Source organism: Micromonospora sagamiensis (genome assembly GCF_014680085.1).
Lineage (GTDB): Bacteria > Actinomycetota > Actinomycetes > Mycobacteriales > Micromonosporaceae > Micromonospora > Micromonospora inyonensis.
Window position 1 is genome coordinate 1,388,008 of sequence record NZ_AP023438.1, and the last position, 24,881, is coordinate 1,412,888.

The 24,881-nt window shown below is 67.5% G+C and carries 17 protein-coding genes, 2 tRNA genes and 3 rRNA genes; 5 read left to right on the forward strand and 17 right to left on the reverse strand.

Annotation, left to right across the window (positions count from 1 at the left end; all coding sequences use genetic code 11):
- Nucleotides 1-28: 28 nt before the first annotated feature.
- Complete coding sequence (gene ndk, locus IGA62_RS05745; RefSeq protein WP_145815927.1) at nucleotides 29-454, reverse strand: nucleoside-diphosphate kinase; 426 nt, start codon at nucleotides 452-454, stop codon at nucleotides 29-31.
- 143 nt (nucleotides 455-597) lie between these two features.
- On the opposite strand from ndk, the gene IGA62_RS30870 reads away from it, so the two are divergent.
- Complete coding sequence (locus tag IGA62_RS30870; protein WP_145815926.1) at nucleotides 598-2,361, forward strand: VOC family protein; 1,764 nt, start codon at nucleotides 598-600, stop codon at nucleotides 2,359-2,361.
- Nucleotides 2,362-2,521: 160 nt separating this feature from the next.
- Here the strand turns inward: IGA62_RS30870 and IGA62_RS05755 are convergent, their stop codons facing one another.
- The 3 genes from IGA62_RS05755 to IGA62_RS05765 all read right to left on the reverse strand — a co-directional run bounded on the left by IGA62_RS05755 (nucleotide 2,522) and on the right by IGA62_RS05765 (nucleotide 6,977).
- Entirely contained in the window at nucleotides 2,522-2,926 is a 405-nt protein-coding gene (locus IGA62_RS05755) for a DUF4233 domain-containing protein (protein WP_145821772.1), read from the reverse strand.
- A gap of 47 nt (nucleotides 2,927-2,973) precedes the next feature.
- The gene (locus IGA62_RS05760) at nucleotides 2,974-4,245 is read right to left on the reverse strand and encodes a bifunctional folylpolyglutamate synthase/dihydrofolate synthase (RefSeq protein WP_145821771.1); all 1,272 of its coding nucleotides are present in this window, start codon (nucleotides 4,243-4,245) and stop codon (nucleotides 2,974-2,976) included.
- 113 nt (nucleotides 4,246-4,358) lie between these two features.
- Nucleotides 4,359-6,977, reverse strand: a complete 2,619-nt coding sequence (locus IGA62_RS05765; RefSeq protein ID WP_145815925.1) for a valine--tRNA ligase — start codon at nucleotides 6,975-6,977, stop codon at nucleotides 4,359-4,361.
- 70 nt (nucleotides 6,978-7,047) lie between these two features.
- Here IGA62_RS05765 and IGA62_RS05770 point away from each other — a divergent pair, with 70 nt between their 5' ends.
- Nucleotides 7,048-7,734, forward strand: coding sequence for a hypothetical protein (locus tag IGA62_RS05770; protein WP_145815924.1), 687 nt, complete (start codon nucleotides 7,048-7,050; stop codon nucleotides 7,732-7,734).
- A 134-nt stretch (nucleotides 7,735-7,868) separates the two neighbouring features.
- Here IGA62_RS05770 and rrf read toward each other — a convergent pair.
- The 3 genes from rrf to IGA62_RS05785 form a co-directional block, all read right to left on the reverse strand.
- Nucleotides 7,869-7,985 (reverse strand): 5S ribosomal RNA (gene rrf, locus IGA62_RS05775).
- A 78-nt stretch (nucleotides 7,986-8,063) separates the two neighbouring features.
- Nucleotides 8,064-11,172, reverse strand: a 23S ribosomal RNA gene (locus IGA62_RS05780).
- Nucleotides 11,173-11,524: 352 nt separating this feature from the next.
- A 16S ribosomal RNA gene (locus IGA62_RS05785) occupies nucleotides 11,525-13,039 on the reverse strand.
- Together the 16S, 23S and 5S rRNA genes form the textbook arrangement of a ribosomal RNA operon.
- 652 nt (nucleotides 13,040-13,691) lie before the next feature.
- Between IGA62_RS05785 and IGA62_RS05790 the strand changes: the two genes are divergently transcribed.
- Nucleotides 13,692-13,922: a hypothetical protein gene (locus IGA62_RS05790; protein WP_145815923.1), complete on the forward strand. Its 231-nt coding sequence runs from the start codon at nucleotides 13,692-13,694 to the stop codon at nucleotides 13,920-13,922.
- A 6-nt stretch (nucleotides 13,923-13,928) separates the two neighbouring features.
- On the opposite strand, the gene IGA62_RS05795 is transcribed toward IGA62_RS05790, so the two are convergent.
- The 6 genes from IGA62_RS05795 to IGA62_RS05820 form a co-directional block, all read right to left on the reverse strand.
- Nucleotides 13,929-14,726, reverse strand: a complete 798-nt coding sequence (locus tag IGA62_RS05795) for a carbon-nitrogen hydrolase family protein (protein ID WP_145815922.1) — start codon at nucleotides 14,724-14,726, stop codon at nucleotides 13,929-13,931.
- Between the two features lie 75 nt (nucleotides 14,727-14,801).
- Nucleotides 14,802-16,097, reverse strand: coding sequence for an ATP-dependent Clp protease ATP-binding subunit ClpX (clpX, locus tag IGA62_RS05800; RefSeq protein ID WP_145815921.1), 1,296 nt, complete (start codon nucleotides 16,095-16,097; stop codon nucleotides 14,802-14,804).
- 209 nt (nucleotides 16,098-16,306) lie between these two features.
- Nucleotides 16,307-16,969 (reverse strand): ATP-dependent Clp protease proteolytic subunit, encoded by a 663-nt coding sequence (locus IGA62_RS05805; RefSeq protein WP_145815920.1) that lies wholly within the window; start codon nucleotides 16,967-16,969, stop codon nucleotides 16,307-16,309.
- Nucleotides 16,970-16,983: 14 nt separating this feature from the next.
- Nucleotides 16,984-17,625, reverse strand: coding sequence for an ATP-dependent Clp protease proteolytic subunit (locus tag IGA62_RS05810; protein ID WP_091459439.1), 642 nt, complete (start codon nucleotides 17,623-17,625; stop codon nucleotides 16,984-16,986).
- A gap of 170 nt (nucleotides 17,626-17,795) precedes the next feature.
- A complete protein-coding gene (tig, locus tag IGA62_RS05815; RefSeq protein WP_186499735.1) occupies nucleotides 17,796-19,148 on the reverse strand; it encodes a trigger factor in 1,353 nt (450 codons plus the stop codon).
- A gap of 139 nt (nucleotides 19,149-19,287) precedes the next feature.
- Nucleotides 19,288-19,361, reverse strand: a tRNA-Pro gene (locus tag IGA62_RS05820).
- 320 nt (nucleotides 19,362-19,681) lie between these two features.
- On the opposite strand from IGA62_RS05820, the gene IGA62_RS05825 reads away from it, so the two are divergent.
- Nucleotides 19,682-19,755 (forward strand) — tRNA-Gly (locus IGA62_RS05825).
- Between the two features lie 90 nt (nucleotides 19,756-19,845).
- On the opposite strand, the gene IGA62_RS05830 is transcribed toward IGA62_RS05825, so the two are convergent.
- Complete coding sequence (locus IGA62_RS05830; protein ID WP_198501204.1) at nucleotides 19,846-19,986, reverse strand: integrase; 141 nt, start codon at nucleotides 19,984-19,986, stop codon at nucleotides 19,846-19,848.
- Nucleotides 19,986-20,564: an AAA family ATPase gene (locus tag IGA62_RS05835; protein WP_232624893.1), complete on the reverse strand. Its 579-nt coding sequence runs from the start codon at nucleotides 20,562-20,564 to the stop codon at nucleotides 19,986-19,988. Before IGA62_RS05835 ends, IGA62_RS05830 begins: the two co-directional genes overlap by 1 nt.
- A gap of 160 nt (nucleotides 20,565-20,724) precedes the next feature.
- Between IGA62_RS05835 and IGA62_RS05840 the strand changes: the two genes are divergently transcribed.
- Complete coding sequence (locus tag IGA62_RS05840) at nucleotides 20,725-21,246, forward strand: hypothetical protein (protein WP_145815919.1); 522 nt, start codon at nucleotides 20,725-20,727, stop codon at nucleotides 21,244-21,246.
- Nucleotides 21,247-21,385: 139 nt separating this feature from the next.
- Here IGA62_RS05840 and IGA62_RS05845 read toward each other — a convergent pair whose 3' ends face one another.
- Together IGA62_RS05845 and IGA62_RS05850 are read right to left on the reverse strand one after the other, a co-directional pair.
- The gene (locus IGA62_RS05845; protein ID WP_198501205.1) at nucleotides 21,386-22,876 is read right to left on the reverse strand and encodes a DUF6851 domain-containing protein; all 1,491 of its coding nucleotides are present in this window, start codon (nucleotides 22,874-22,876) and stop codon (nucleotides 21,386-21,388) included.
- Nucleotides 22,877-23,595: 719 nt separating this feature from the next.
- Nucleotides 23,596-24,831 (reverse strand): 3-deoxy-7-phosphoheptulonate synthase, encoded by a 1,236-nt coding sequence (locus IGA62_RS05850; RefSeq protein ID WP_145815918.1) that lies wholly within the window; start codon nucleotides 24,829-24,831, stop codon nucleotides 23,596-23,598.
- Nucleotides 24,832-24,881: the final 50 nt, after the last annotated feature.

Here is a 24,881-nt window from a genome sequence, read left to right on the forward strand (position 1 = left end):
CTGCAGGCACCTGAGAAGAACGGGACGCTCAGCCCAGCTCGGGGAACCAGAGCGCGATCTCGCGCTTGGCGCTGTCCACCGAGTCGGAGGCGTGCACCAGGTTCTCCCGGTTCGACAGGGAGAGGTCGCCCCGGATCGTGCCAGCGGCGGCCCGGCGCCCGTCGGTCGCGCCGATCAGCCCGCGCACCACGTCGATCACCTGGTCGCCGGAGAGCACGAGGGCGACCAGCGGCCCGCCGGTCATGAACTCCTTCAGCGGCGGGTAGAAGGGCTTGTCGACGTGCTCGGCGTAGTGCTCGTCGGCCAGCGCCGGGTCCATCGTCCGCGACACCAGGGCCTCGATCCGCACGCCCTTGCGCTCGAAACGGGAGAGGATCTCGCCGACCAGGCCGCGCCGGACCGCGTCAGGCTTGATCAGTACGAGCGTGCGCTCGTCCGGGCTGCTGCTGGACACGCTGGTTTCCTCCTGTGCGCGGAATTCGGTACGGCTCGGTACGGTCAGCCTAGCGACCCGGCCCCGGCACCGGCGCGGCGGATGCTCCTTCCTTCCGCCGCTGATCCGGCCTAGCCTGGCCCTTGACCCCTGGGAGGTCCACAGTGGCGAATGGCGGGAACCGGTCGATCGCGCCGGTGCGGAAGCTGATCGCGGCGGTGCTGGGCACCGTGGCGACCTTCGTGGTCCTGTTCGGGCTCGGTATGACGAGCTGGTCGATCGTCGCACTGGGTGTGGCGCTGGTGGCCCTGGCGATCGCGCTGGCCACGTTCAGGACCGGCGGTCGCGCCTGGGTGATCGGCGTCGGGCACGTGCACAGCGCCTCCGAGCCGCCCACGACATACTCCTTCGGCCGCTGCGAGTTGCAGCTCGTCATCGACGCCCCGGGACTGCCGCCCCGGTCCAAGAAGATCATCGAGCCGCGGGTACCGGTCGCCAAGTGGCCCGCGATCGGGCAGACCCTGCCGATCCGGGTCGCCCTCGACGACCAGCGCCGGGTCCGGGTGCTCTGGGACGAGGTCCCCACGCATGCCGAGACGGCCGCGACCATGGCCGACCTGCCGCCGGAGTACGCCGGCGCGGACCCGCTCGACGAGGTCCTGATCCAGCAGGACGCGCCGCCGTGGGCCGAGCGCGGCCTGGACGACGACTACCGGGACGCACCCGGCACCGACCCGCTCCTCGACGACGTCGACGGGCTCCCGGACGACCGGGAGGCGGTGGTGGTCCACCAGCGTCCGGGCGGCCCGGTGGTGCTGGAGGGCACCCTCGTCGAGTCGACGGCCCCGCTGCCGCGCCGCGCCACCCCCGCCCCCCGTCCGCCCGTGGAGGACGCACCGCCGATGACGTACGGCGACCCGTACGCCGGCCCGCCCGACGATCCGTACGCCGGCCGACCGCGCAGCCCGTACCGGGACCCGTACGACGAGCCGCCCGGCGACCCGGACCTCGACCCGCCCGCGTCGCCGTACCGCGACCCGTACGGCGAGGTCCCCGGCACCCCGGACGCCGGCCCGCCCACCTCCCCGTACCGCGACCCGTACGACGAGCCCCTCGCCGCCCCCGACGCGAACCGCTCCGCGTCGGCGCCGCACGATCCGTACGGCGAGCCCTCGTCGGAGCCGGTCGGGTCGCCCGAGCCGACCGGGTCGAGCGACGCGGACGAGCCGACCGAACGGGTCATGTTCATCGAGTCGACCGGGCCGGCCGAGCACGCCAGCTCCGCTGCACCGGCCACCCCGACCGGGCCGGTCAGGCCGGCCGGGCAACCCAGCTCCGCTGAACAGGCCGCGCCGGCCGAGCAGGGCACGCCGGCTGACAAGGGCAGGTCGGCCGGGGCATCGGTCGACACGCCGGTCGTCCCCGTCCGGCAGCGCACCGACGAGCCGATCGTCGACCCGGTCGACGTCCCCCTGGACGCCCCCGACGACGAACCCGCCGCCGACGACCTGGACGAGGCGATCTTCGGGTACGACGCGGGGACCGGCACCACCCCGATCAGCGGCGTCGGGATCACCGTGCTGGTCACCGATCTGGACCGGTCGCTGGCGTTCTACCGGGACATCCTCGGCTTCACCGAGGTCGACCGGGGTCCGGGCAACGCCGTCCTCGCCTCCGGCAGCACCCGGCTGGTGCTCCGCGAGGTCAGCGAGGCCGCACCGATCAGCCGCCGGCTCGTGCACGTCAACCTCGAGGTGGACGACATCCAGGCCGCGTACGAACGGCTCCGCGAGTCCGGCGTCCGCTTCACCTACGCCCCCCGGGTGGTCAACCGGGGCGCGAAACTCGACGTCTGGGCCGCCGCCTTCCGCGACCCGGACGGCCACGGCATCGCCCTCACCCAGTGGCGCACCCGCGCCGATGCCTGACCCCGCCCACCCCGCCACCCCGGGATGACCTCCACCGGACCGGTGCCTCCGTCAGGCGGCACCGGTCGACGATGCCGCCCCGTGCTCCGCCGGCCACCGGTGGCGTGCTGCGCCGCGCCCAGCGTCGCGTCGGCGGGCGGCCTCGGGCTCGGGCTCGGGCTCAGGCCAGGATCACCCGCCGGACGTGCAACGCGTACGCCCACACCAGGCCGAAGATGACGCCGAGCGCCGCCAGCGACAGGTGCAGGAAGCCGCCGAACGCGAGCGCGACCTGGAGCAGGGTGCCCAGGTGCCACGCCCAGCGACGGCCCATCAGGCCGGCGAGCAGCACCGCCAGGACGGCCAGACCGACGATCAGCCCGATCGCGGCACCGCTGAGCTGACCGCCGAGCACCCGGATCGGCTGGATCGCCAGCAGCAGCACCAACGCCTCCAGCACCAGCACGGCGGAGCCGAGCCCGCGTACCGCCCGCTCCGGGTTACGCAGCCCGGAGCGGCGGCCGGCCGGCGGCGCGTCCGACCCGGACGGGCCGGCGCCCCGGTCCCCCGGGGTCCCGTCCGACATCTCCGCGCCGCGCGGCGTGTCCGGCCCGGCGACCGGGTCGGAGCCGCTCACCGCTTCAGCAGCCGACGGGCGTCGGCCACCGTCACCACCGAACCGGTGATCAGCACACCCACCCCGCTCAACTCCCCCGGCACGTCGGATTCGGCGAGGGCGACGCCCGCCTCGATCGCGTCCGGCATCTCCTCGGCGCTCTCCACCCGGTCCGGGCCGAAGATCTCCGCGGCCAGCGCGGCCAACTCGGCCACCGGCATCGCCCGGGGCGAGCTGTTCCGGGTCACCACCACCTGGTCCACCACCGGTTCCAGCAGCTCCAGCAGGCTCGCCGCGTCCTTGTCGGCGAGCACCGCCACCACGGCGACCAGCTTGCTGAACGCGAACTCCTCCTGCAACGCGGTGACCGTGGCGGTCATCCCGTGCGGGTTGTGCGCGCCGTCCAACAGCACCGTCGGGGCGATCCGGACCCGCTCCAGCCGGCCCGGCGAGCTGGCCGTGGCGAAACCCTCCCGGACCGTCTCTACGTCCAACTGGCGCTTCGCGCCCGCGCCGAGGAACGCCTCGACCGCCGCCAGCGCCACCGCCGCGTTCTGTGCCTGGTGCGCGCCGTGCAGCGGGACGAAGACCTCGTCGTACACGCCGCCGAGACCCTGGAGGGTCAGCACCTGCCCGCCGACCGCCACCGACCGCCGCAGGACGCCGAACTCGGCCCCCTCCCGGGCGATGGTCGCCCCCACCTCGGCGCAGCGCTCCAGGATCGGCCGGGCAGCCTCGTCCTCCTGCGCGGCGGAGACCACCGTCGCGCCCTTGTGGATGATGCCCGCCTTGGCCAGGGCGATGTCCTCGATCGTGTCGCCGAGCCACTCGGTGTGGTCCAGTCCGATCGGGGTCAGCACGCACACCCCGGCCTGGAGCACGTTGGTCGCGTCCTCCGCGCCACCCAGGCCGACCTCCACCACGGCGATGTCGACCGGGGCGTCGGCGAAGGTGGCGAACGCCAACGCGGTGGTCATGTCGAAGTAGGTCAGCGGCTCGGCGGAGCGCTGGTCGACCAGGGCGGCCAGTGGCGCGACCTCCCGGTACGTGTCGACGAAGCGCTCCTCGCCGACCGGTTCCCCGTCCAGGCTGATCCGCTCCCGGACGTTCTCCAGGTGCGGGCTGGTGTACCGGCCGGTGTGCAGCCCGAACGCCCGCAGCAGCGAGTCGATCATGCGGGCGGTCGAGGTCTTGCCGTTGGTGCCGGTCAGGTGGATCGACGGGTACGCCCGCTGCGGGCTGCCGAGCAGGTCGAGCAGCATCTCGATGCGGTCGAGCTCGAACACCATGCGGGTGAAGCCGCGACCGGCGAGTTCCGCCTCGACAGCGGCGAAACCCGTCCGGTCGGCGCGCTCGGCGCGTCCCGCACGGTCGGTACGGTCCGGGTTCTCGGTGCGGTCGGTCACGAGGGCAGCGCCTCCAGGGCAGAGTCGATCCGGACGAGGTCGGCCTCGGCCGCCGCGAGCCGGCCACGGATCTTGTCGACCACCGGTTCCGGGGCCTTGCCGACGAAGGCCGGGTTGTCGAGCTTCGCCCGCGCCTGCGCGACCTCCTTCTCGGCGGCAGCCCGGTCCTTGGTGAGCCGGGCCCGCTCGGCGGCCACGTCGATCGAGCCCCGGGTGTCCAGGGCGACGACCACCTCACCGGGAAGGGTCAGGGTCGCGCTGGCCTGGAAGTCCTCCCCGGCCGCGTCGAGCCGGACCAGCGAACGGATCAGCCGCTCGTGCGCGGCCACGCCCGCCCCGGCGAGCCCGTCGAGCCGGGCGACCACCCGCTGGGTCGGCCGCAGCCCCTGGTCGGAGCGGAACCGGCGAATCTCGGTCACCACCCGCTGGACGGTGTCGACCTCGCCCTCCGCGGCGTCGTCGACCAGCGTACGGTCGGCGACCGGCCAGGTGGCCGTCAGGACCGTCTCACCGCCGGTCAGCGCGGTCCACAGCTCGTCGGTGACGAACGGGATGACCGGGTGCAGCAGTCGCAGCAGCTGGTCGAGCACGTGACCGAGCACCCGGCGGGTCGCGTCGGCGGCCGCGCCGCCCTCGGCGAGCACCGGCTTGCTCAGCTCCACGTACCAGTCGCAGACGTCGTCCCAGGCGAAGTGGTACAGCAGGTCGCAGACCTTGGCGAACTCGTACGCCTCGAACTGCGCGTCCACCTCGGCGGTGACGTGCGCCAGCCGGGACAGGACCCACCGGTCGACGGTCGACAGCTCGGCGGCGGCCGGCAGCGGCCCGGTGGTGTGCGCGCCGTTCATCAGCGCGAACCGGGTGGCGTTCCAGAGCTTGTTGCAGAAGTTCCGGGAACCCTGGCACCAGTCCTCGCTGACCGGCACGTCCCCACCGGGGTTCGCGCCACGGGCCAGGGTGAACCGGGTGGCGTCGGCGCCGTACCGGTCGATCCAGTCCAGCGGGTCGACCACGTTGCCGAACGACTTCGACATCTTCTTGCCGTGCTGGTCGCGGACCATGCCGTGCAGGGCCACCACGTCGAACGGCTGCCGGCCGTCCATCGCGTAGAGGCCGAACATCATCATCCGGGCGACCCAGAAGAAGAGGATGTCGTACCCGGTGACCAGCACGCTGGTCGGGTAGAACTTCGCCAGGTCCGGGGTCTGCTCCGGCCAGCCCAGCGTGGAGAACGGCCACAGGCCGCTGGAGAACCAGGTGTCCAGGACGTCCTCGTCCTGCCGCCAGCCCTCGCCGGTGGGCGGCTGCTCGTCCGGGCCGACGCAGACCACCTCGCCGTCCGGGCCGTACCAGACCGGGATGCGGTGCCCCCACCAGAGCTGCCGCGAGATGCACCAGTCGTGCATGTTGTCGACCCAGGCGAAGTACCGCTTCGACAGCTCCGCCGGCTCGATCCGCACCCGACCGTCGCGCACCGCGTCGCCGGCCGCCTGGGCCAGCGGGGTGGTGTTGACGAACCACTGCAACGACAGCCGCGGCTCCACCGTCGTCCGGCACCGCGAGCAGTGCCCGACCGCGTGCACGTACGGCCGCTTCTCCGCGACGATCCGGCCCTGCTCGCGCAGCGCCGCGACGATCGCCGGACGGGCCTCGAACCGGTCCAGTCCCTGGAACGGACCGTGCGCGGTGATCACCCCGCGCTCGTCCATGACCGTCAGGGACGGCAGGTCGTGCCGCTGGCCGATCTCGAAGTCGTTCGGGTCGTGCGCCGGCGTCACCTTGACCATGCCGGTGCCGAAGGACGGGTCGACGTGCTCGTCCCCCACGATCGGGATACGCCGCCCGGTCAGCGGCACCTCCACCTCGGTTCCGATCAGGTGCCGGTAGCGCTCGTCGTCGGGGTGCACCGCCACGGCGGTGTCACCGAGCATCGTCTCCGCCCGGGTGGTGGCCACCACGACCTCGTCGCTGTAGCGGATGGAGACCAGCTCGCCATCGTCGTCGGTGTGCTCCACCTCGATGTCGGACAGCGCGGTCAGGCAGCGGGGGCACCAGTTGATGATCCGCTCCGCCCGGTAGACCAGGCCGTCGTCGTAGAACTTCCTGAACATCGTCTGGACGGCCCGGGAGAGTCCCTCGTCCATGGTGAAACGCTCGCGGTCCCAGTCGACCGAGTCGCCGAGCCGGCGCATCTGGCCAAGAATCGCACCGCCCGACTCGGCCTTCCACTGCCAGACCCGCTCGACGAACTTCTCCCGGCCGAGGTCGTGCCGGGAGAGCCCCTGGGCGGCGAGCTGCCGCTCCACCACGTTCTGGGTGGCGATGCCGGCGTGGTCCATGCCGGGCAGCCACAGCGCCTCGAAGCCCTGCATCCGCTTCCGCCGGACCAGCGCGTCCTGGACGGTGTGGTCGAGCGCGTGGCCCATGTGCAGCGAGCCGGTGACGTTCGGCGGCGGGATGACGATGGTGAACGGGGGCTTGTCACTCTCCGCCGACGCCCGGAAGTGGCCGTCGGCTACCCACTGCTCGTACCGTCGCTGCTCCACCTCGCCCGGCTGGTACTGGGCGGGCAGTTCCGGGGCGTCGGGGCGTCGGGCATCCAGTCTCTCGGTCACCTAAGAAAGTCTACGGAGCGCTTCGGCGGACCCGACGTGCCCCACCTGGTGTTCGCGTACGGTGGCGGACATGTCCGACGCACACCTGTCCGAGCGTTCGCTGCCCGACCAGTCAGAGCCGATCGACCTCACCATGGAACCGATCCGGCTGGGCCACCCCGACCCGGACGCCGAGGAGAGCACGCCGCGCGCCCCCCGGTCGCGACGCTGGAAGATCGCCATGGGGGCCGGGCTCGCCGTCGGGCTGCTCGGCACCGCCGTCTTCGGCACGTTCGGCTGGCGGGTGGCACAGCAGAAGGACACCGACGTCACGGTACGCCCCGAGGTCGCCGGGCTCCGGCAGGACGACAGCGAGCGGGCCCGGAGCACGGCGGACTACCTGCGCAGCGGGTTCGCCGCCAGCATCCAACTGGACCGCAGTTTCGGCGTGGTCTACCAGGATCCCGCGGACGAGCGGAAGTCCGTGCTCGTCTTCGGCGGCACCACGCTGCTCTGGCAGCCGGAACGGGAGCTGGACACCCTGTTCGGGATGATGACCGACGAGACCGGAGCGGTGGAGGGCCTGCGCGAGGTGCCGGCCGGACGCCTCGCCGGGGTGATGAAGTGCGGCACCACCAGCGGTGAGGGCGGCGACTTCGCGGTCTGCGGGTGGGCCGACCACGGCAGCGTCGCGATGGGGATGTTCCCGGGGCGACCGGTCGACGCGGCCGGCACGCTGTTCCGCCAGATCCGCGAGGGCATCCAGACCCGGGCGTGACCCCACACCACGGCACCGTCCGCCGGCCCGTCTCCAGAGGGACCGTCCGGCGGACGACCTGGGCGAGGCATGCGGAACTACTCGGAAAATACAACGAGGGCCACCCCGGCAACGGGGTGGCCCTCGTGAAAGAAGTCCGGCGGTGTCCTACTCTCCCACACCCTCCCGAGTGCAGTACCATCGGCGCTGGAGGGCTTAGCTTCCGGGTTCGGAATGTAACCGGGCGTTTCCCCTCCGCCATGACCGCCGTAACACTATCGACATATCAAACAACCGGCCGGGTTGTTCGTTAGCCGTGAATCACACAGTGGACGCGAAGCAAAAAGTATGTAGTCAAGTCCTCGGCCTATTAGTACCGGTCAACTGAACCCGTTACCGGGCTTACATTTCCGGCCTATCAACCCAGTCGTCTAGCTGGGGGCCTTACCCATCCGAAGATGGTGGGATACCTCATCTTGAAGCGAGCTTCCCGCTTAGATGCTTTCAGCGGTTATCCCTTCCGAACGTAGCTAACCAGCCGTGCCCCTGGCGGGACAACTGGCACACCAGAGGTTCGTCCGTCCCGGTCCTCTCGTACTAGGGACAGCCCTTCTCAAGTATCCTACGCGCACGGCGGATAGGGACCGAACTGTCTCACGACGTTCTAAACCCAGCTCGCGTACCGCTTTAATGGGCGAACAGCCCAACCCTTGGGACCTGCTACAGCCCCAGGATGCGACGAGCCGACATCGAGGTGCCAAACCATCCCGTCGATATGGACTCTTGGGGAAGATCAGCCTGTTATCCCCGGGGTACCTTTTATCCGTTGAGCGACACCGCTTCCACTCGCAAGTGCCGGATCACTAGTCCCGACTTTCGTCCCTGCTCGACCTGTCAGTCTCACAGTCAAGCTCCCTTGTGTACTTGCACTCAACACCTGATTGCCAACCAGGCTGAGGGAACCTTTGGGCGCCTCCGTTACCTTTTAGGAGGCAACCGCCCCAGTTAAACTACCCACCAGACACTGTCCCTGAACCGGATAACGGTCCGAAGTTAGATACCCAAATCAACCAGAGTGGTATTTCAAGATTGCCTCCACCCGTACTGGCGTACGGACTTCACCGGCTCCCACCTATCCTACACAAGCTAATTCGGATACCAATGTCAAGCTATAGTAAAGGTCCCGGGGTCTTTCCGTCCTGCCGCGCGTAACGAGCATCTTTACTCGTACTGCAATTTCGCCGGGCCTGTGGTTGAGACAGTGGGGAAGTCGTTACGCCATTCGTGCAGGTCGGAACTTACCCGACAAGGAATTTCGCTACCTTAGGATGGTTATAGTTACCACCGCCGTTTACTGGCGCTTAAGTTCTCCGCTTCGCCCCGAAGAGCTAACAAGTCCCCTTAACGTTCCAGCACCGGGCAGGCGTCAGTCCATATACATCGAATTACTTCTTCGCATGGACCTGTGTTTTTAGTAAACAGTCGCTTCCCCCTGCTCTCTGCGGCCATACAACGCTCCACCCGCGCGGGGCTTCACGTCTCCGGCCCCCCTTCTCCCTAAGTTACGGGGGCAATTTGCCGAGTTCCTTAACCACAGTTCGCCCGATCGCCTCGGTATTCTCTACCTGACCACCTGTGTCGGTTTGGGGTACGGGCCGCTAAGAACTCGCTAGAGGCTTTTCTCGGCAGCATAGGATCACTGACTTCACCTGAATCGGCTCGGCATCACGTCTCAGCCCTGTGCACCACGGATTTGCCTATGGTACGGCCTACACGCTTACCCCGGCACAACCACCGGCCGGGCTCAGCTACCTTCCTGCGTCACCCCATCGCTTGACTACTACCCGCCAGGTTCCCACGCTCCCCAACATTGGTCCGAAGACCGCCGCCAGTTCGGGTGGTTAGCACAACGAGGTTCATCAGGGACGCTCTTTCGCGGGTACGGGAATATCAACCCGTTGTCCATCGACTACGCCTCTCGGCCTCGCCTTAGGTCCCGACTCACCCAGGGCGGATTAGCCTGGCCCTGGAACCCTTGGTCATCCGGCGGAAGGGTTTCTCACCCTTCTTTCGCTACTCATGCCTGCATTCTCACTCGTGCCGCGTCCACACCTCGATCACTCGGATGCTTCACCCCCGGCACGACGCTCCCCTACCCATCCACACACCTGCACCAGACATCAAGGCCTGGCGAAGTAAAATGTGAATGCCACAGCTTCGGCGGTGTGCTTGAGCCCCGCTACATTGTCGGCGCGGAACCACTTGACCAGTGAGCTATTACGCACTCTTTAAAGGGTGGCTGCTTCTAAGCCAACCTCCTGGTTGTCTATGCGACCCCACATCCTTTTCCACTTAGCACACGCTTAGGGGCCTTAGCTGGTGATCTGGGCTGTTTCCCTCTCGACTACGAAGCTTATCCCCCGCAGTCTCACTGCCGCGCTCTCACTTACCGGCATTCGGAGTTTGGCTGATTTCGGTAAGCTTGTGGGCCCCCTAGACCATCCAGTGCTCTACCTCCGGCAAGAAACACGCGACGCTGCACCTAAATGCATTTCGGGGAGAACCAGCTATCACGGAGTTTGATTGGCCTTTCACCCCTAACCACAGGTCATCCCCCAACTTTTCAACGTTGGTGGGTTCGGCCCTCCACGCGGTCTTACCCGCGCTTCAGCCTGCCCATGGCTAGATCACTCCGCTTCGGGTCTAGAGCATGCGACTAAAAACGCCCTATTCAGACTCGCTTTCGCTACGGCTCCCCCACACGGGTTAACCTCGCCACATGCCACTAACTCGCAGGCTCATTCTTCAAAAGGCACGCCGTCACCCCGCAAGGCTCCGACGGATTGTAGGCGAACGGTTTCAGGTACTATTTCACTCCCCTCCCGGGGTACTTTTCACCATTCCCTCACGGTACTTGTCCGCTATCGGTCACCAGGAAGTATTTAGGCTTACCAGGTGGTCCTGGCAGATTCACGGCAGATTTCAGGGGTCCGCCGCTACTCGGGAACACCCACAGAAGGTCAGCAACTTTCACCTACCGGACTCTCACCGCCTACGGTCAGCCTTTCCAGACTGTTCGGCTAGCCACTGACTTTATAACTCCTTGAACACGTGTCAGCATGTTCAGCAGGGTCCCACAACCCCGACCACGCAACCCCTGACAGGTATCACACGCAGCCGGTTTAGCCTCAATCCGCTTTCGCTCGCCACTACTCACGGAATCACTAAATTGTTTTCTCTTCCTACGGGTACTGAGATGTTTCACTTCCCCGCGTTCCCCCCATACACCCTATGTGTTCAGGTGCAGGTGACATCACATGACTGATGCCAGGTTTCCCCATTCGGACACCCTGGGATCACAGCTTGGTTGACAGCTCCCCCAGGCCTATCGCGGCCTCCCACGTCCTTCATCGGCTCCTGGTGCCAAGGCATCCACCGTTCGCCCTTGACAACTTGACCACAAAGATGCTCGCGTCCACTGTGCAATTCTCAACCAACGACCAACCCACAACCCACCACATCCCACACCTAAACCCACACGGATCCGGTTTGCGAGACCAGGTCATGCCTGGCAGTTACGCCTAGAAGAACCAACCACCACGGGTTGTTCCTTCAGGACCCAACAGGGTGCCATCCGCCCCTCCCCAGCCGCACCACAACCCCCGTTCCACCACCCCCGAAGAGATGCGTACTAGAAGATTCCGGCCGTTGCCAGGGAAAAACTCACCAGTGTCTCCGCCATCGAGCACCCCGACCCGACATTCGCAGGTCGCGGGCTCCTTACCACCCTTCGGTGGAAGGTGCTCCTTAGAAAGGAGGTGATCCAGCCGCACCTTCCGGTACGGCTACCTTGTTACGACTTCGTCCCAATCGCCAGCCCCACCTTCGACGGCTCCCTCCACAAGGGTTGGGCCACCGGCTTCGGGTGTTGCCGACTTTCGTGACGTGACGGGCGGTGTGTACAAGGCCCGGGAACGTATTCACCGCAGCGTTGCTGATCTGCGATTACTAGCGACTCCGACTTCACGGGGTCGAGTTGCAGACCCCGATCCGAACTGAGACCGGCTTTTTGGGATTCGCTCCACCTCACGGTATCGCAGCCCATTGTACCGGCCATTGTAGCATGCGTGAAGCCCTGGACATAAGGGGCATGATGACTTGACGTCATCCCCACCTTCCTCCGAGTTGACCCCGGCAGTCTTCGATGAGTCCCCGCCATAACGCGCTGGCAACATCGAACGAGGGTTGCGCTCGTTGCGGGACTTAACCCAACATCTCACGACACGAGCTGACGACAGCCATGCACCACCTGTGACCGCCCCCGAAGGACCCGACATCTCTGCCGGTTTTGCGGCCATGTCAAACCCAGGTAAGGTTCTTCGCGTTGCATCGAATTAATCCGCATGCTCCGCCGCTTGTGCGGGCCCCCGTCAATTCCTTTGAGTTTTAGCCTTGCGGCCGTACTCCCCAGGCGGGGCGCTTAATGCGTTAGCTGCGGCACAGAGAACCGGAGAGGCCCCCCACACCTAGCGCCCAACGTTTACAGCGTGGACTACCAGGGTATCTAATCCTGTTCGCTCCCCACGCTTTCGCTCCTCAGCGTCAGTATCGGCCCAGAGACCCGCCTTCGCCACCGGTGTTCCTCCTGATATCTGCGCATTTCACCGCTACACCAGGAATTCCAGTCTCCCCTACCGAACTCTAGCCTGCCCGTATCGACTGCAGGCCCGCAGTTGAGCTGCGGGTTTTCACAGTCGACGCGACAAGCCGCCTACGAGCTCTTTACGCCCAATAAATCCGGACAACGCTCGCGCCCTACGTCTTACCGCGGCTGCTGGCACGTAGTTGGCCGGCGCTTCTTCTGCAGGTACCGTCACTTACGCTTCGTCCCTGCTGAAAGAGGTTTACAACCCGAAGGCCGTCATCCCTCACGCGGCGTCGCTGCATCAGGCTTCCGCCCATTGTGCAATATTCCCCACTGCTGCCTCCCGTAGGAGTCTGGGCCGTGTCTCAGTCCCAGTGTGGCCGGTCGCCCTCTCAGGCCGGCTACCCGTCGTCGCCTTGGTAGGCCATCACCCCACCAACAAGCTGATAGGCCGCGAGCCCATCCCAGGCCGAAAAACTTTCCACCAACGATCATGCGATCGACGGTCCTATTCGGTATTAGCCCCGGTTTCCCGGGGTTATCCCAAAGCCTAGGGCAGGTTGCTCACGTGTTACTCACCCGTTCGCCGCTCGAGTACCCCGAAGGGCCTTTCCGCTCGACTTGCATGTGTTAAGCACGCCGCCAGCGTTCGTCCTGAGCCAGGATCAAACTCTCCAACAAAAACTTGTTGAACAATCGTCCCGGCAACAAAAGTGTTGCCAAAGGAATCCCAACCAACCAGACACACCGAAGCATGCCCAGCCAGTCCGGGGTATAAATCATAATTGGCACTGGCTTATCAAGCACCCTGTTGAGTTCTCAAAGAACAACCACACACCATCCGGAACCCTCACCAGGCGCCATCCGGGGCAACCGCTCAAACTTACCTGACTTCAACCCCAGCCGCAAGAAGCTCTTTCAAGATTCTTTCTGCTGGCTTAAGTCAGACCCACTCCGACGCACCTCGGTTACCGAGGGTCGTTTCTGAGGTGGGATTCCCGCAGACCGGCCGATCACCGCTCTGCGGTGTTCCGCCCGGCTCCTGCCGGCTTTGGTACTCTAGCCGGTCGGCTTCGCGATCGCAACCCCAACTTTCGGGGAACTTCGCACCGCCCGATCCAGCCCCGCTCGGCGTCTCCGCCCCGGGCCTGGTGCTCGCTTTCGGCCGGTTTGTCCGGCCTCCCGCTTGCAGAGAGAAAGTTACGCGTCCCGCCGCCAAGGCGCAAATCAACGTTCATCACTGCGACTTCCTCGGGCCGGCGGAACCGGCCGCCCGAGGTCGCACGCGCTGGTGCACCCCCGGGAGGGTCCTCCGCGTGCCAGAGTGTCTGACATGGCTGACCTACCACGGTCCCCGACGACAGTGCTCGCGGAAGACGCGCTGCTGGGGCTCCTGCTGCCGATCTGGCAGCTGGTCATCGCGGTCTTCGTGCTCTTCGCCGTCGTGGCCTCGGTGCGGCGGCTGGCCCGACGGGGCCCCTCCCGGATGACCACGGCTCTCCTGGTCACCGCCGCAGCCATCGCCGGGCTGGCCGTGATCGGTGTCCTGCTCCAGGAGACCTGACCCCGCTCAGAGGCGACGGTTCGCCAGGCTGGGCAGCTCGGCCCGGATCGTCCGCAGCCGTTCCAGGTCGAGGTCGGCGGTGGTGATACCGGCGCCGTCCGGGAGCTGACTGAGAACCGTGCCCCAAGGGTCGATCACCATGCTGCGGCCGAAACACGTCCGACCCGGCTCGTGGTCGCCGGTCTGCCCGGCCGCCGCCACGAAGCACTGGTTCTCGATGGCCCGGGCACGCAGCAGGACCTCCCAGTGGTCCCGGCCGGTGTGCAGCATGAACGCGGCCGGCACCACCAGCAGTTCCGCACCGCCCTCGGTGGCCAACTGCCGGTACAGCTCGGGGAACCGCAGGTCGTAGCAGATGGAGAGCCCCACCCGCAGGCCTTCGATCGAGACCACCACCGGCTCGGTGCCGGGGGCGACGGTGGCGGACTCCAGGTACGAGACCCGTCCCGGGATCTCCACGTCGTACAGATGGATCTTGCGGTAGCTGGCCGCCAGCGCACCGGACCGGTCGAACACCAGGGAGGTGTTGTATGTGTGCTCCCGGTCGGGCCCCCGCTCGTGGAACGAGCCCGCGATCACCCACATGTTCAGCCGGTCGGCGACCTCGGCGAAGAAGCTGCCCACCGCGCCGTCCACCGACTCGGGCTCGGGCAGACCACCGGCCGGGCCGAGGTAGTCGACGTACTCGGGCAGCAGGGCGAGGTCGGCGCCGGCTTCGGCGGCGCGGACCAGGAGACGTTCGGCGGCCGCGAGGTTGGCGGTCCGGTCCTCACGGGCGTTGAGCTGACACACGGCGACGCGCATGCGCACCAGCCTACGGGCGCGGTCCGGGTACGCGCTGTCCCGAACCCGGACCGCGCTCCGGGCGACGCTCGGCAATCAGGCCGACTTCTCCTCGCGGTCCCGGCGGGCCCGCCGGCCGGTGAACTCACGGGGCACGATCGTCGGGTTGACGTTCTCCAGGACCACCTCACGGATGATCAGTACCCGCGCGGCGTCCGGGTTGCTCGGGACCTCGTACATCACCGAGAGGAGGACCTCTTCCATGATCGCGCGCAGGCCACGGGCACCCGTGCCGCGGAGCATCGCCTGGTCGGCGATGGCTTCCAGGGCCGGCTGCTCGAACTCCAACTCGACCCCGTCGAGCTCGAAGAGGCGTTGGTACTGCCGGACCAGGGCGTTGCGCGGCTCGGTGAGGATCTGCACGAGGGCCTGGCGGTCGAGGCTGCGAACGTTGGTGATCACCGGAAGGCGGCCGATGAACTCGGGGATCAGCCCGAACTTGAGCATGTCCTCCGGCATGACCTGGCTGAAGATGTCGTCGGTCGAACGCTCGGACACCGCCCGGAGCCGGGCACCGAACCCGGTGCCGCCCTGCCCGGTGCGAGCCTCGATGATCTGGTCGAGGCCGGCGAAGGCACCACCGCAGATGAAGAGCACGTTGGTGGTGTCGATCTGGATGAACTCCTGGTGGGGGTGTTTCCGGCCGCCCTGCGGCGGCACGTTGGCCACCGTGCCCTCCAGGATCTTGAGCAGCGCCTGTTGGACGCCCTCGCCGGAGACGTCCCGGGTGATCGAGGGGTTCTCGGACTTGCGGGCGATCTTGTCGACCTCGTCGATGTAGATGATGCCCGTCTCGGCGCGCTTGATGTCGTAGTCGGCGGCCTGGATCAGCTTGAGCAGGATGTTCTCGACGTCCTCGCCGACGTACCCGGCCTCGGTGAGGGCGGTGGCGTCGGCGATGGCGAACGGAACGTTGAGCATCCGGGCGAGGGTCTGCGCGAGGTGGGTCTTGCCGCAGCCGGTGGGCCCGATGAGCAGGATGTTGGACTTGGCCAGCTCCACGGCGTCACTGCCGGAGCCCGGCGCACCCGCCGCCTCGGCCTGGATCCGCTTGTAGTGGTTGTAGACCGCGACCGCCAGGGCCTTCTTGGCCTGGTCCTGGCCGACGACGTAGTTGTCGAGGAACTGGCAGATCTCCATCGGCTTGGGAAGCTCTTCCCACTTCACCTCGCCGGACTCGGCCAACTCCTCCTCGATGATCTCGTTACAGAGATCGATGCACTCGTCGCAGATGTAGACCCCTGGGCCCGCGATGAGCTTCTTGACCTGCTTCTGCGACTTGCCACAGAAGGAGCACTTCAGTAGGTCGCCGCCGTCACCGATCCGTGCCACCTACGTTCTCCCTGCACTCGTCGGCCGGTACGCCGGCCCTGGCTTGAGGACGTTGATCCTCGTGTCCGTGTCTTCACCCGGCCGGTCCGACCCGGCGAAGGGGCACAGACCGACGTTACCCGCTGCCGGGGGTTTCTCCGACCCCCAAAACGGGTGTGTCAGAGGCCGGCCGGGAACACGCCCCGGGCCGACCTCCGACCCCCAACTGCTCAGCTGGCGGCGTTGGCGGCCAGCAGACCCTTCTTACGGCTGGTGAGGATGGTGTCGACCACGCCGTACTCGCGGGCCTCCTCCGCCGTCATGATCTTGTCCCGGTCGATGTCCTTACGGACCTTGTCCACCGGCTGGTTGCAGTGCTTGGCGTACATCTCCTCCAGCTGCGTCCGCATCCGGAGGATCTCCCGGGCCTGGATCTCGATGTCCGAGCCCTGCCCGTAGCCGCCCTCGGTGGCCGGCTGGTGCATGATGATCCGCGAGTTCGGCAGGGCCATCCGCTTGCCCGGCGTACCAGCCGCGAGCAGCACCGAGGCGGCGCTGGCCGCCTGGCCGAGGCAGACCGTCTGGATGTCCGGCCGGACGTACTGCATGGTGTCGTAGATCACCGTCATGGCGGTGAACGAACCACCCGGCGAGTTGATGTACATGATGATGTCGCGGTCCGGGTCGGTGCCCTCGAGCGTCAGCAGCTGCGCCATCACGTCGTTGGCCGACGCGTCGTCGACCTGGACGCCGAGGAAGATGATCCGGTCCTCGAAGAGCTTGTTGTACGGGTTCGACTCCTTCACCCCGTACGAGGTGCGCTCGACGAACGAGGGCAGGACGTAGCGGTTGTGCACCGGCGCGAAACGCGGCGGCAGGCTCAGGTCGGTCATCGTCAGCTCCTCGATCAGCTCAGGGTCCCGGCGCCTTCCGGAACCTGGGTGGCTCCGGTGATCACCTTGTCGATGAAGCCGTAGTCCTTGGCCTCCTGGGCGGTGAACCAGCGGTCGCGGTCCGAGTCGGCCTCGATCTGCGCGTGGTCCTGCCCGGTGTGGAAGGCGACCCGCTCCTGGAACATCCGCTTCGTGTAGAGCATCTGCTCCGCCTGGATCGCGATGTCGGAAGCCGTGCCACCCATACCACCGGACGGCTGGTGCATCATGATCCGCGCGTGGGGAAGAGCGTACCGCTTGCCCTTGGTGCCGGCGCAGAGCAGCAGCTGGCCCATGGACGCGGCCATGCCCATCGCCACCGTCGACACGTCGTTGTCGATGAACTGCATGGTGTCGTAGATCGCCATGCCGGAGTAGACCGAGCCACCCGGCGAGTTGATCCAGAGGTTGATGTCGCGGTGCGGATCCTCCGCCGCGAGCAGGAGCAGCTGGGCGCAGATGCGGTTGGCGACCTGGTCGGTCACCTCGCTGCCCAGGAAGATGATGCGCTCCTTGAGCAACCGGTTGTAGACCGAGTCGTCGAGGTTGCCAAGGGGGTCGCCACCGCGGGCTTCGATCGCCCGGAGCGGCATCGCTGGGATGTGCATGTCGGTCATGGCAGCCCTTCGCTCTCCGTACCGTCTTACCCGACACTAACCGCTCCACCGGGTGACAGACCCACGGTCGGGACACTGTTCGCTCTCAGCGCAGCTGCCCGGGATCCGTACCCGGAAAAGGGTTTCGGCCGCCGAACGCCGCGAGCGGCGGTCGGCGGCCGACCCCGCGATCAGTGCTCGTGGTCGTGGTCGTGCGCCTCGTCACCCTCGGCCTTCAGGGCGTCCAGGGTGACTGCGTTGCCAGCCGAGTCCTTGATCGCCACGCGCTCCATCACCGAGGCCAGCGCCTTGCCGCGCCGGACGTCACCGAAGACGGCCGCCGCCGCGCCGGAGCGGACCAGCTGGTCGTAGTACTGCTGGGGCGGCATCCCGGCGCGCTGCGCCCGGTGGACGATCTCGTGGCCGAACTCGTCGTCGGAGACCTGGACGTCGTCGGCGTCGGCCAGGGTGTCCAGCAGGAGCTGGATCTTGACGCCCTCGGTCGCCGCCGTCGTCAGCTCCTCGTCGAGCTGCTCCTCGGTCTTCTCCTCGGCCGCGAGGTACTCCTCCAGCGAGGCGCCGATCCGCTCGAGCTGGTCGACCATCGCCTGCTTGCGGCTGGCGACCTCCTCGCGCACCACACCCTCCGGCGCCGGCACCTCGGCCGCGGCGACGAGCTGCTCCAGGGCCTTGTCGCGGGCGGCGTAGATCTGCTCGACCCGCTTACCCTTGGTGATCCGCTCGCGCACGTCGCCGCGGAGCTCCTCGAGCGTGTCGAACTCGCTCGCCATCTGGGCGAACTCGTCGTTCAGCTCGGGCAGTTCCTTCTCCTTGACGGTGCGGACGGTCACCGTCACCTCGGCGTCCTTGCCGGCGAAGTCACCGCCGACGAGCTGGGTGGTGAAGGTGGCGCTCTCGTTGGCGGCGAGGCCGACGAGCGCCTCGTCCAGGCCGGGCAGGAGCTGCTTGCTGCCGACCTCGTGGGAGAGGTTGGTCGCGGACCCGCCCGGCACGTCCTGGCCGTCGACGGTGGCGTTCAGGTCGATCTGGACGAAGTCGCCCTCCTGGGCGGCGCGCTCGACGGTCTTGAGCGTGGCGAACCGCTCGCGCAGGCTCTTGACCTGCTCGTCGATCTCGCTGTCGTCGATCTGGAGCTCGTCGACGGTCACCTCGATGGTGCCCGGGTCCGGCAGGGTGAGCTCCGGACGGACGTCGACCTCGGCGGTGAAGTTGAGGCTGTCGCCGTCGTTGAACTCGGTGATCTCCACCTCGGGGCGACCGAGCGTCTTCAGGTCGTGCTCCCGGACGGCGGCGAGGATGTTCTGCGGGATGGCCTCCTGCACCGCCTCGTTGAGGACGGCGCCCCGGCCGACCCGCTGGTCGATCACCGCGGGCGGAACCTTGCCCTGGCGGAAGCCGGGAACCTGGACCTGCTGGCCGATCTCCCGGTACGCCTTCTTGAGGCTCGGCTCGAGCTCGACGAACGGCACCTCGATGGCGAGCCGCACGCGCGTCGGGCTCAGAGTCTCGACGGTGCTCTTCACAGGCGTACTCCTTGAACGGATCTCGGTTTGAGTCTGGGCGTGATTCGGCCCATCGAGTGTAGGCGAGCCGGCCGGACGCTCCGGCAGCCGCCCAGGTACCGCGACGGCGGCCCTTTGGCGACCCGGCCGCGAACGACAGTCGGGGTGGCGGGATTTGAACCCACGGCCCCTCGCTCCCAAAGCGAGTGCGCTACCAAGCTGCGCCACACCCCGTGGCGACCAGAAGTGTATGCCGTCGGCGCGCGGCAGGGGCGTCCGGGCGGCGCACTGGTCGACAGATTCCCACAAACCGCCGCTGACCGGCCCGCAGAACCCGGACCGCCGTCGGCACGACACCGGGTGGACCACGCTGCCCGGAGGACGGCGGAAGGCCGGATCGGCCCCGGCCCGTCCGGCTCACCGGCGCGCGGCACCGCCGGTCATCGCCCCGCCCTCCTCCGGCCGTCGCCGAACGGCGTCGGGGACGGAATCCGGCTGCACGGTGGACCGGGACACGCGGTAGGCTGTCGGCGCATCCGGGAAACCGGGCGCACGCGGGCGTAGCTCAATGGCAGAGCTTCAGTCTTCCAAACTGACGGTGCGGGTTCGATTCCCGTCGCCCGCTCCACACCTTCCGGCCCAGGTCAGCGGCGTTCTCGTCGAGCCTGGGCCGTTCGACTTCTCCCCCGCTTCGGTCTTGCGGGCAACCCGTGGACCACTAGCTGCCCTGGTCGCCCTTGCGCCAGGCATGACGGGCGATCCGCTGGTCCATTGCCGAGGCGATCTCGCGGTCCCGCTCGTTGGTCGCGTGCTGATCGATCAACGCCGCGCGCATGCTCGCGTGGCCCATTCGGTGCATCAGTTCCCGCGTGCTGGCACCGGAGGCGGCGGCGAGGGTGTTGCCGGTGTGGCTGAGCTTCCCCCGGCGGCTCGGAGGACGATCCGCAGGGCGGCCTGGGCGGGAGTGAGGTGCGTGGTGTCGACGACCTCGGCCTCGGCATGCAGCCACGTGCGGGCCGCCTCGGCGTACGGCTCGAGGTACTTGAGACGGAACGGCGACGGAACGGGGTGTTCCCCCTCGATACGCCTGCGGAGGGTGTCTTCGTCAGCGTGGAGGACGAAGTGCCTTACCGGGATGTCATGTTGGGCGAGGCCCGTACTGATTTCGCGCCAGTACTGCTCGACCAGGACGGTCATGGGCATCACCAGAGTGCCGCCGGTGTAGTCGAGCACACGTCGAGCGGTCTCGACGACGAGCTGCCGCCACGGCGGCCAGTGCTGGAAGTTGTCAGTTGCAGGCAGCCCCGGCGTGATGTCCATGAGTGTCTCGCCGACCTTCTCGGCGTCGAAGACCCGTGAAGCCGGGATCAGTTGCTGCACGAGAACGCTGGTCGTCGTCTTGCCCACACCGTGGGTGCCGTTGAGCCATACGATCACGGGCCACATTAACGCGCGTGAGCAACCGGACGGCGTTATGTCCCCATGCTCCTTGTAGCTGGGGCGCGGTGGACGGTACGAGCAGCAGGTGTGGCGTGGGAGGCGACAAGGACGCCTCGGGCCCGGTGGCTTCGCGCATCGATGGGACATGATGACCGGCGTGGACAGACCGATGGGGCGACGGGTCGGCGCGCTTCTCGCGGCGGCGGTGTGGGCGGCCGGCGCAGCCTTCCTGCTCTGGACAGTGGCGGTGCCGTACCTGGTCGCCGCGACCGGCCTGGGCCCGCCGGCCGGGACGGTCGTCGTCGGGGATTGCTGGCGGGCGACCGACTTCGACGGGGCGTCCACCGGCCACAACTGCGAGGGCGCCTTCACCCCGGCCGGCGCCGACCAGCCGGCCGATGTCGTCACCTTCACCGCCAGCGGCCTGCACCGGTCGGGGGAGGTGATCGAGGTGTGGGGCGTCGAGGGTGCTGCCCTCACCGAGCGGTATCTCGGCCACATCATGGTCATCACCTGGGCGACGCTGAGCATCGTCGTACTCGGCTGGACACCGCTGGTCTGGTTGCTCAGTCCCCTGGGCCGCGACGAGGACGCCGACTTCCCGCGTCTCGTCATCGTCGTGCTGCTGTCGTGCGGGGTGGTTGCCGTCCTCGGCTGCGTTCTGCTGGCGTTTCCCTGAGTGCTGCTCGCCGTAGCCGGCGCAGCCGAAGAGGCGCAGACCGCCGTACCGTGTTCGGCGGTCAGCTCGCTGCCTTACGGCAGCCGGCTGCCGACGGAGCGACAGACACCGTCGGCAGCCGGAGTCGGCACGAAGGGGATCAGCGGCCGTTCAGCTTGCGCTGCACGAAGTCGTAGGCCAGGTCACCGATCTGCGGCGCGTACTGCTTCGCGGCCTCGACCGAGGACGGGAAGTTCTCACCGCCCCAGATCCTGCTCTGGCCACAGTCGCTGGCGAAGTCGCTCAGGCTGCTCCAGGACAGGGTCATGTCGCTGGCCGGGGTCACGCCCGGTTCGACGAGCGAGGAACCCTTGGGCACCGGCCAGGCGATGGTCAACTGGTCGGTACCGATGAAGCGTCGCGCCTGCTGGACGTAGGCGAGGCAGAGCGCGGACGAGGCGGACGGGTACTCCGGGGAGGCGAACGCCAGCGTGCTCAGGTAGCCCTGCCACTCGTCACCGGTGATGTCGCTGACGGTGCCCTTCCCCGGGCCACCCCACGCCGTCAGCTTCTTCTCGCCGTACAGGTGACGGATCGCGCTGAACGGCCGCACCGAGTCGTACTCGCGCATCAGGTACCAGGAGGCGATGACCACGTCGACGCCGGCCACCACAGAGGCGGCGACGTAGCGAACGGTCTCCTCGGTGTTGAGGTGGATGTTCCCGCGGGCGATCGCGCCGGCGATGATCCCGAAGGGCCGGACGTTGTCGTTGAACAGCTCGGCGGTCACCTTCTGGCGGTCGTCCAGGCTCGCCGACGCCCTCAGCACCGCGTCGGCCTGACTGTGGTAGGCCCGGTGGTTGAGGTGGTTGCTGTTGGTCGGCGGAGAGACCTGGAACTGTGCGGGGCTGTCGTACGTGAACGGTTTCACCCGGCCGAACTGGGGAGTCGCGAACTCCTGGACCGTGAAGACCTCCCGCGTCGAGGCCGTGTTCGGCTGCCAGCGGGACGGGTTGCGGAGCTGGTACGCCGTGTTGACCGGCCGGTAACCCGTGTAGTCGGCATAGGGCTGCTGGTTGTACTTGCGGCCGCCCGCGTCACCGTCCCGGTTGGAACCGTCGTTCTTCCTCGCCGCCATGGCGTTCTTGGCGGCGAGAATGCCGATGCCGCTAGCCGTGGTCGGGTCTTCCGCGGTGTTGTCGGGGTCCAGGCCAATCGACTCCATCATCTCGAGCCATCGCGACTCGTACTGCGGGAGGATGGCGTTGAACGAGGTGAAGGCCGAGTAGGCGACGGCGATGTTCTTGTTACGCGTCGTGTGTTCCCCCGCGGGCCGCCGGCCGAGATCCGAGAAGATGCCGACCGCCGTGGGGTGATAAGGGGCGATAGCGTCAAACCACGGCAGTTCCAACCGCATGGCGTGGTCCAGGGTCCACGACATGGGTCGACCGAGGCTCTCCGTACGCGACACCATGTTGAACGTCGGGTAGACGACTTCGAGCAGGACATTCCCGTGGTCGAGGTCGAAGGTCGCCTCCTCCTGCGGGGCCGCCGCCACGCCACTGGTCAGCGATCCCGCCAGGGCCATCGTCACGGCGAAGGCCACCACGCCCCCCAGACGCGGTCTCCGCAGCCGCCTCAGAATCGTCACCGGAATTTCCTTTCGATCGCCCACCACAAATGGATTTCGCGCTATTGAACAGGGCCTGAGGATTCTGCACGATATTAGTGCATCTGAATTGCCAACGTCCACTACCCGATCGAGTAGTGGGCACTACCCGCCGGGGGCCACCAGTGGTGTTGCCCATGCCGAGACTCTCTCGGGATGATGCCGGAGGGTAGGCGTTCTGCTGCCCGGAAAAGGCACGTCAGAGGCGGTGTCGACGCCGGGATGACTGTTGGTGTCGACCGCTGCGGAACGATTGCCGCACGCGCACTGGATCCTACCTTTCGACAGGTGAGTGTTCGGATGTCGAGCAGTTCGGAGATCCTGGAACTGGACGGCGACAACAAGGAAATCCCCGCACGGGACGTACACCCGGGGCCACGGTCGCACCTGGCCGAGACGGACCCGGTTTCGGTACCGATATCCGCACTACTGCCCGGATACTCACCTCGACCGGCCGGGGAGAACCCCGAACACGTACAGCTGTCGGCCGCGGCGCGGGACCTTCCGCCGATTCTCGTGCACCGGAGCACGACGCGGGTCATCGACAGGATGCACCGGCTGCGAGCTGCGAAGCTCCGCGGTGACGAGACCATCCCCGTCTCGTTCTTCGAGGGTGATGCTCGGCTGGCGGGCAGCGGAGCAGGAGGAGTGCAGGGCCGGCGGGCCGACCGTCTCCCGCACACCGACTCCCGCTCCGACGGTCACGGTGCCGCCGCGGCCCCTGCCGCTGTCCCCTTGGCCCACGCCTCGATGAGCTCGGTGGCCTGGCTGGCGTTGAGCCTCGGGTCGCACAGCGAGGTGTAGCGACGTCGCAACGCCTCCTCGTCCTCCACCGATCCTCCGACGCACTCCGTCACGTCGTCCGCCGCGACCTCCAGATGGAGTCCGGCGGCGCGCTGCCGGTGCTCCTCGACGATGTCGCGGAACCGCAGCGCCTCCGTGATCACGTCGGCGAGGTGACGCGTCTTCAGGCCGATCCGGGACGTCACCGTGTTGCCGTGCATCGGGTCGCTCAGCCAGACCACCGGGTGTCCCGCGTTCGCCACGCGGCGGACGATCGGCGGCAGGGCCTCCCGGATCCGGTCCCGGCCCATCCGTGGAATGAGGACCAGGCGGCCGGGCTCACGCCGCGGATCGAGCGCCTCGCACACGCGCAGGATGTCGTCGGGGTTCGCGGCCGGTCCGATCTTGCATCCCACCGGATTGACCACGGAGGAGAGCAGGGCGACGTGCGCCTCGGCCGGCTGGCGTGTCCGCTCCCCCACCCATGGGAGGTGTGTCGAGCCCAGGTACAGGTCATCCGTGTCCGGATCGCGGCGGATCAGCCGGGACTCGTAGTCGACGACCAGGGCCTCGTGGCTCGACCACGGCCCATCCGTCGTCGCCGTACGACCGTTTCCCTGACGGTACGTCCGCATCACCCGCTGCACACCGTCGCTGGCCTCGTAGGCCCACACCATGCGCCACGGGTTGGCCTGCCGGGCCGCCGACGTGGCGATTTCCGAGTTGACCATGTGTCCCCGGAAGGAGGGGATGCTGAGTGCCTCGTACCACTCGAACGCCTGTGACCGGGGTTTGGCGAACTGCCCGCCCATCCGGCCGACACGGATGACACTCTGACCGGTGAGTTCGCTGAGCCGGTCTCCCAGCCGGTCGATGAACTCCAGCTTTGCCGCGGTGTGCCGGGGCGTGCACTCGTAGAAGCTCTCGGCGCAGTCGCCCAGTTGCAGCAGGAGGGTGTTGGTCGTCGCCAGTCTTGACAGCGCCTCCCGCAACTGCCGGATCTCCGGGGCGGTCACCAGGGGCGCAGCCGACGCCAACGCACGGCACGCCCCGGGGTAGGCGGGGTGGTCCCGCCAGTCCGGTTGCTGGGCCGCCGGCATGCCCTCCCACGGCCCGAGTTCGATGAAGTCCGCCGCAGATCTGGGTTGCTGCATCTGTCCTCCAGTCGAAAGATCAGCGAGACGGGCCTCCGGGAGCCACGGAC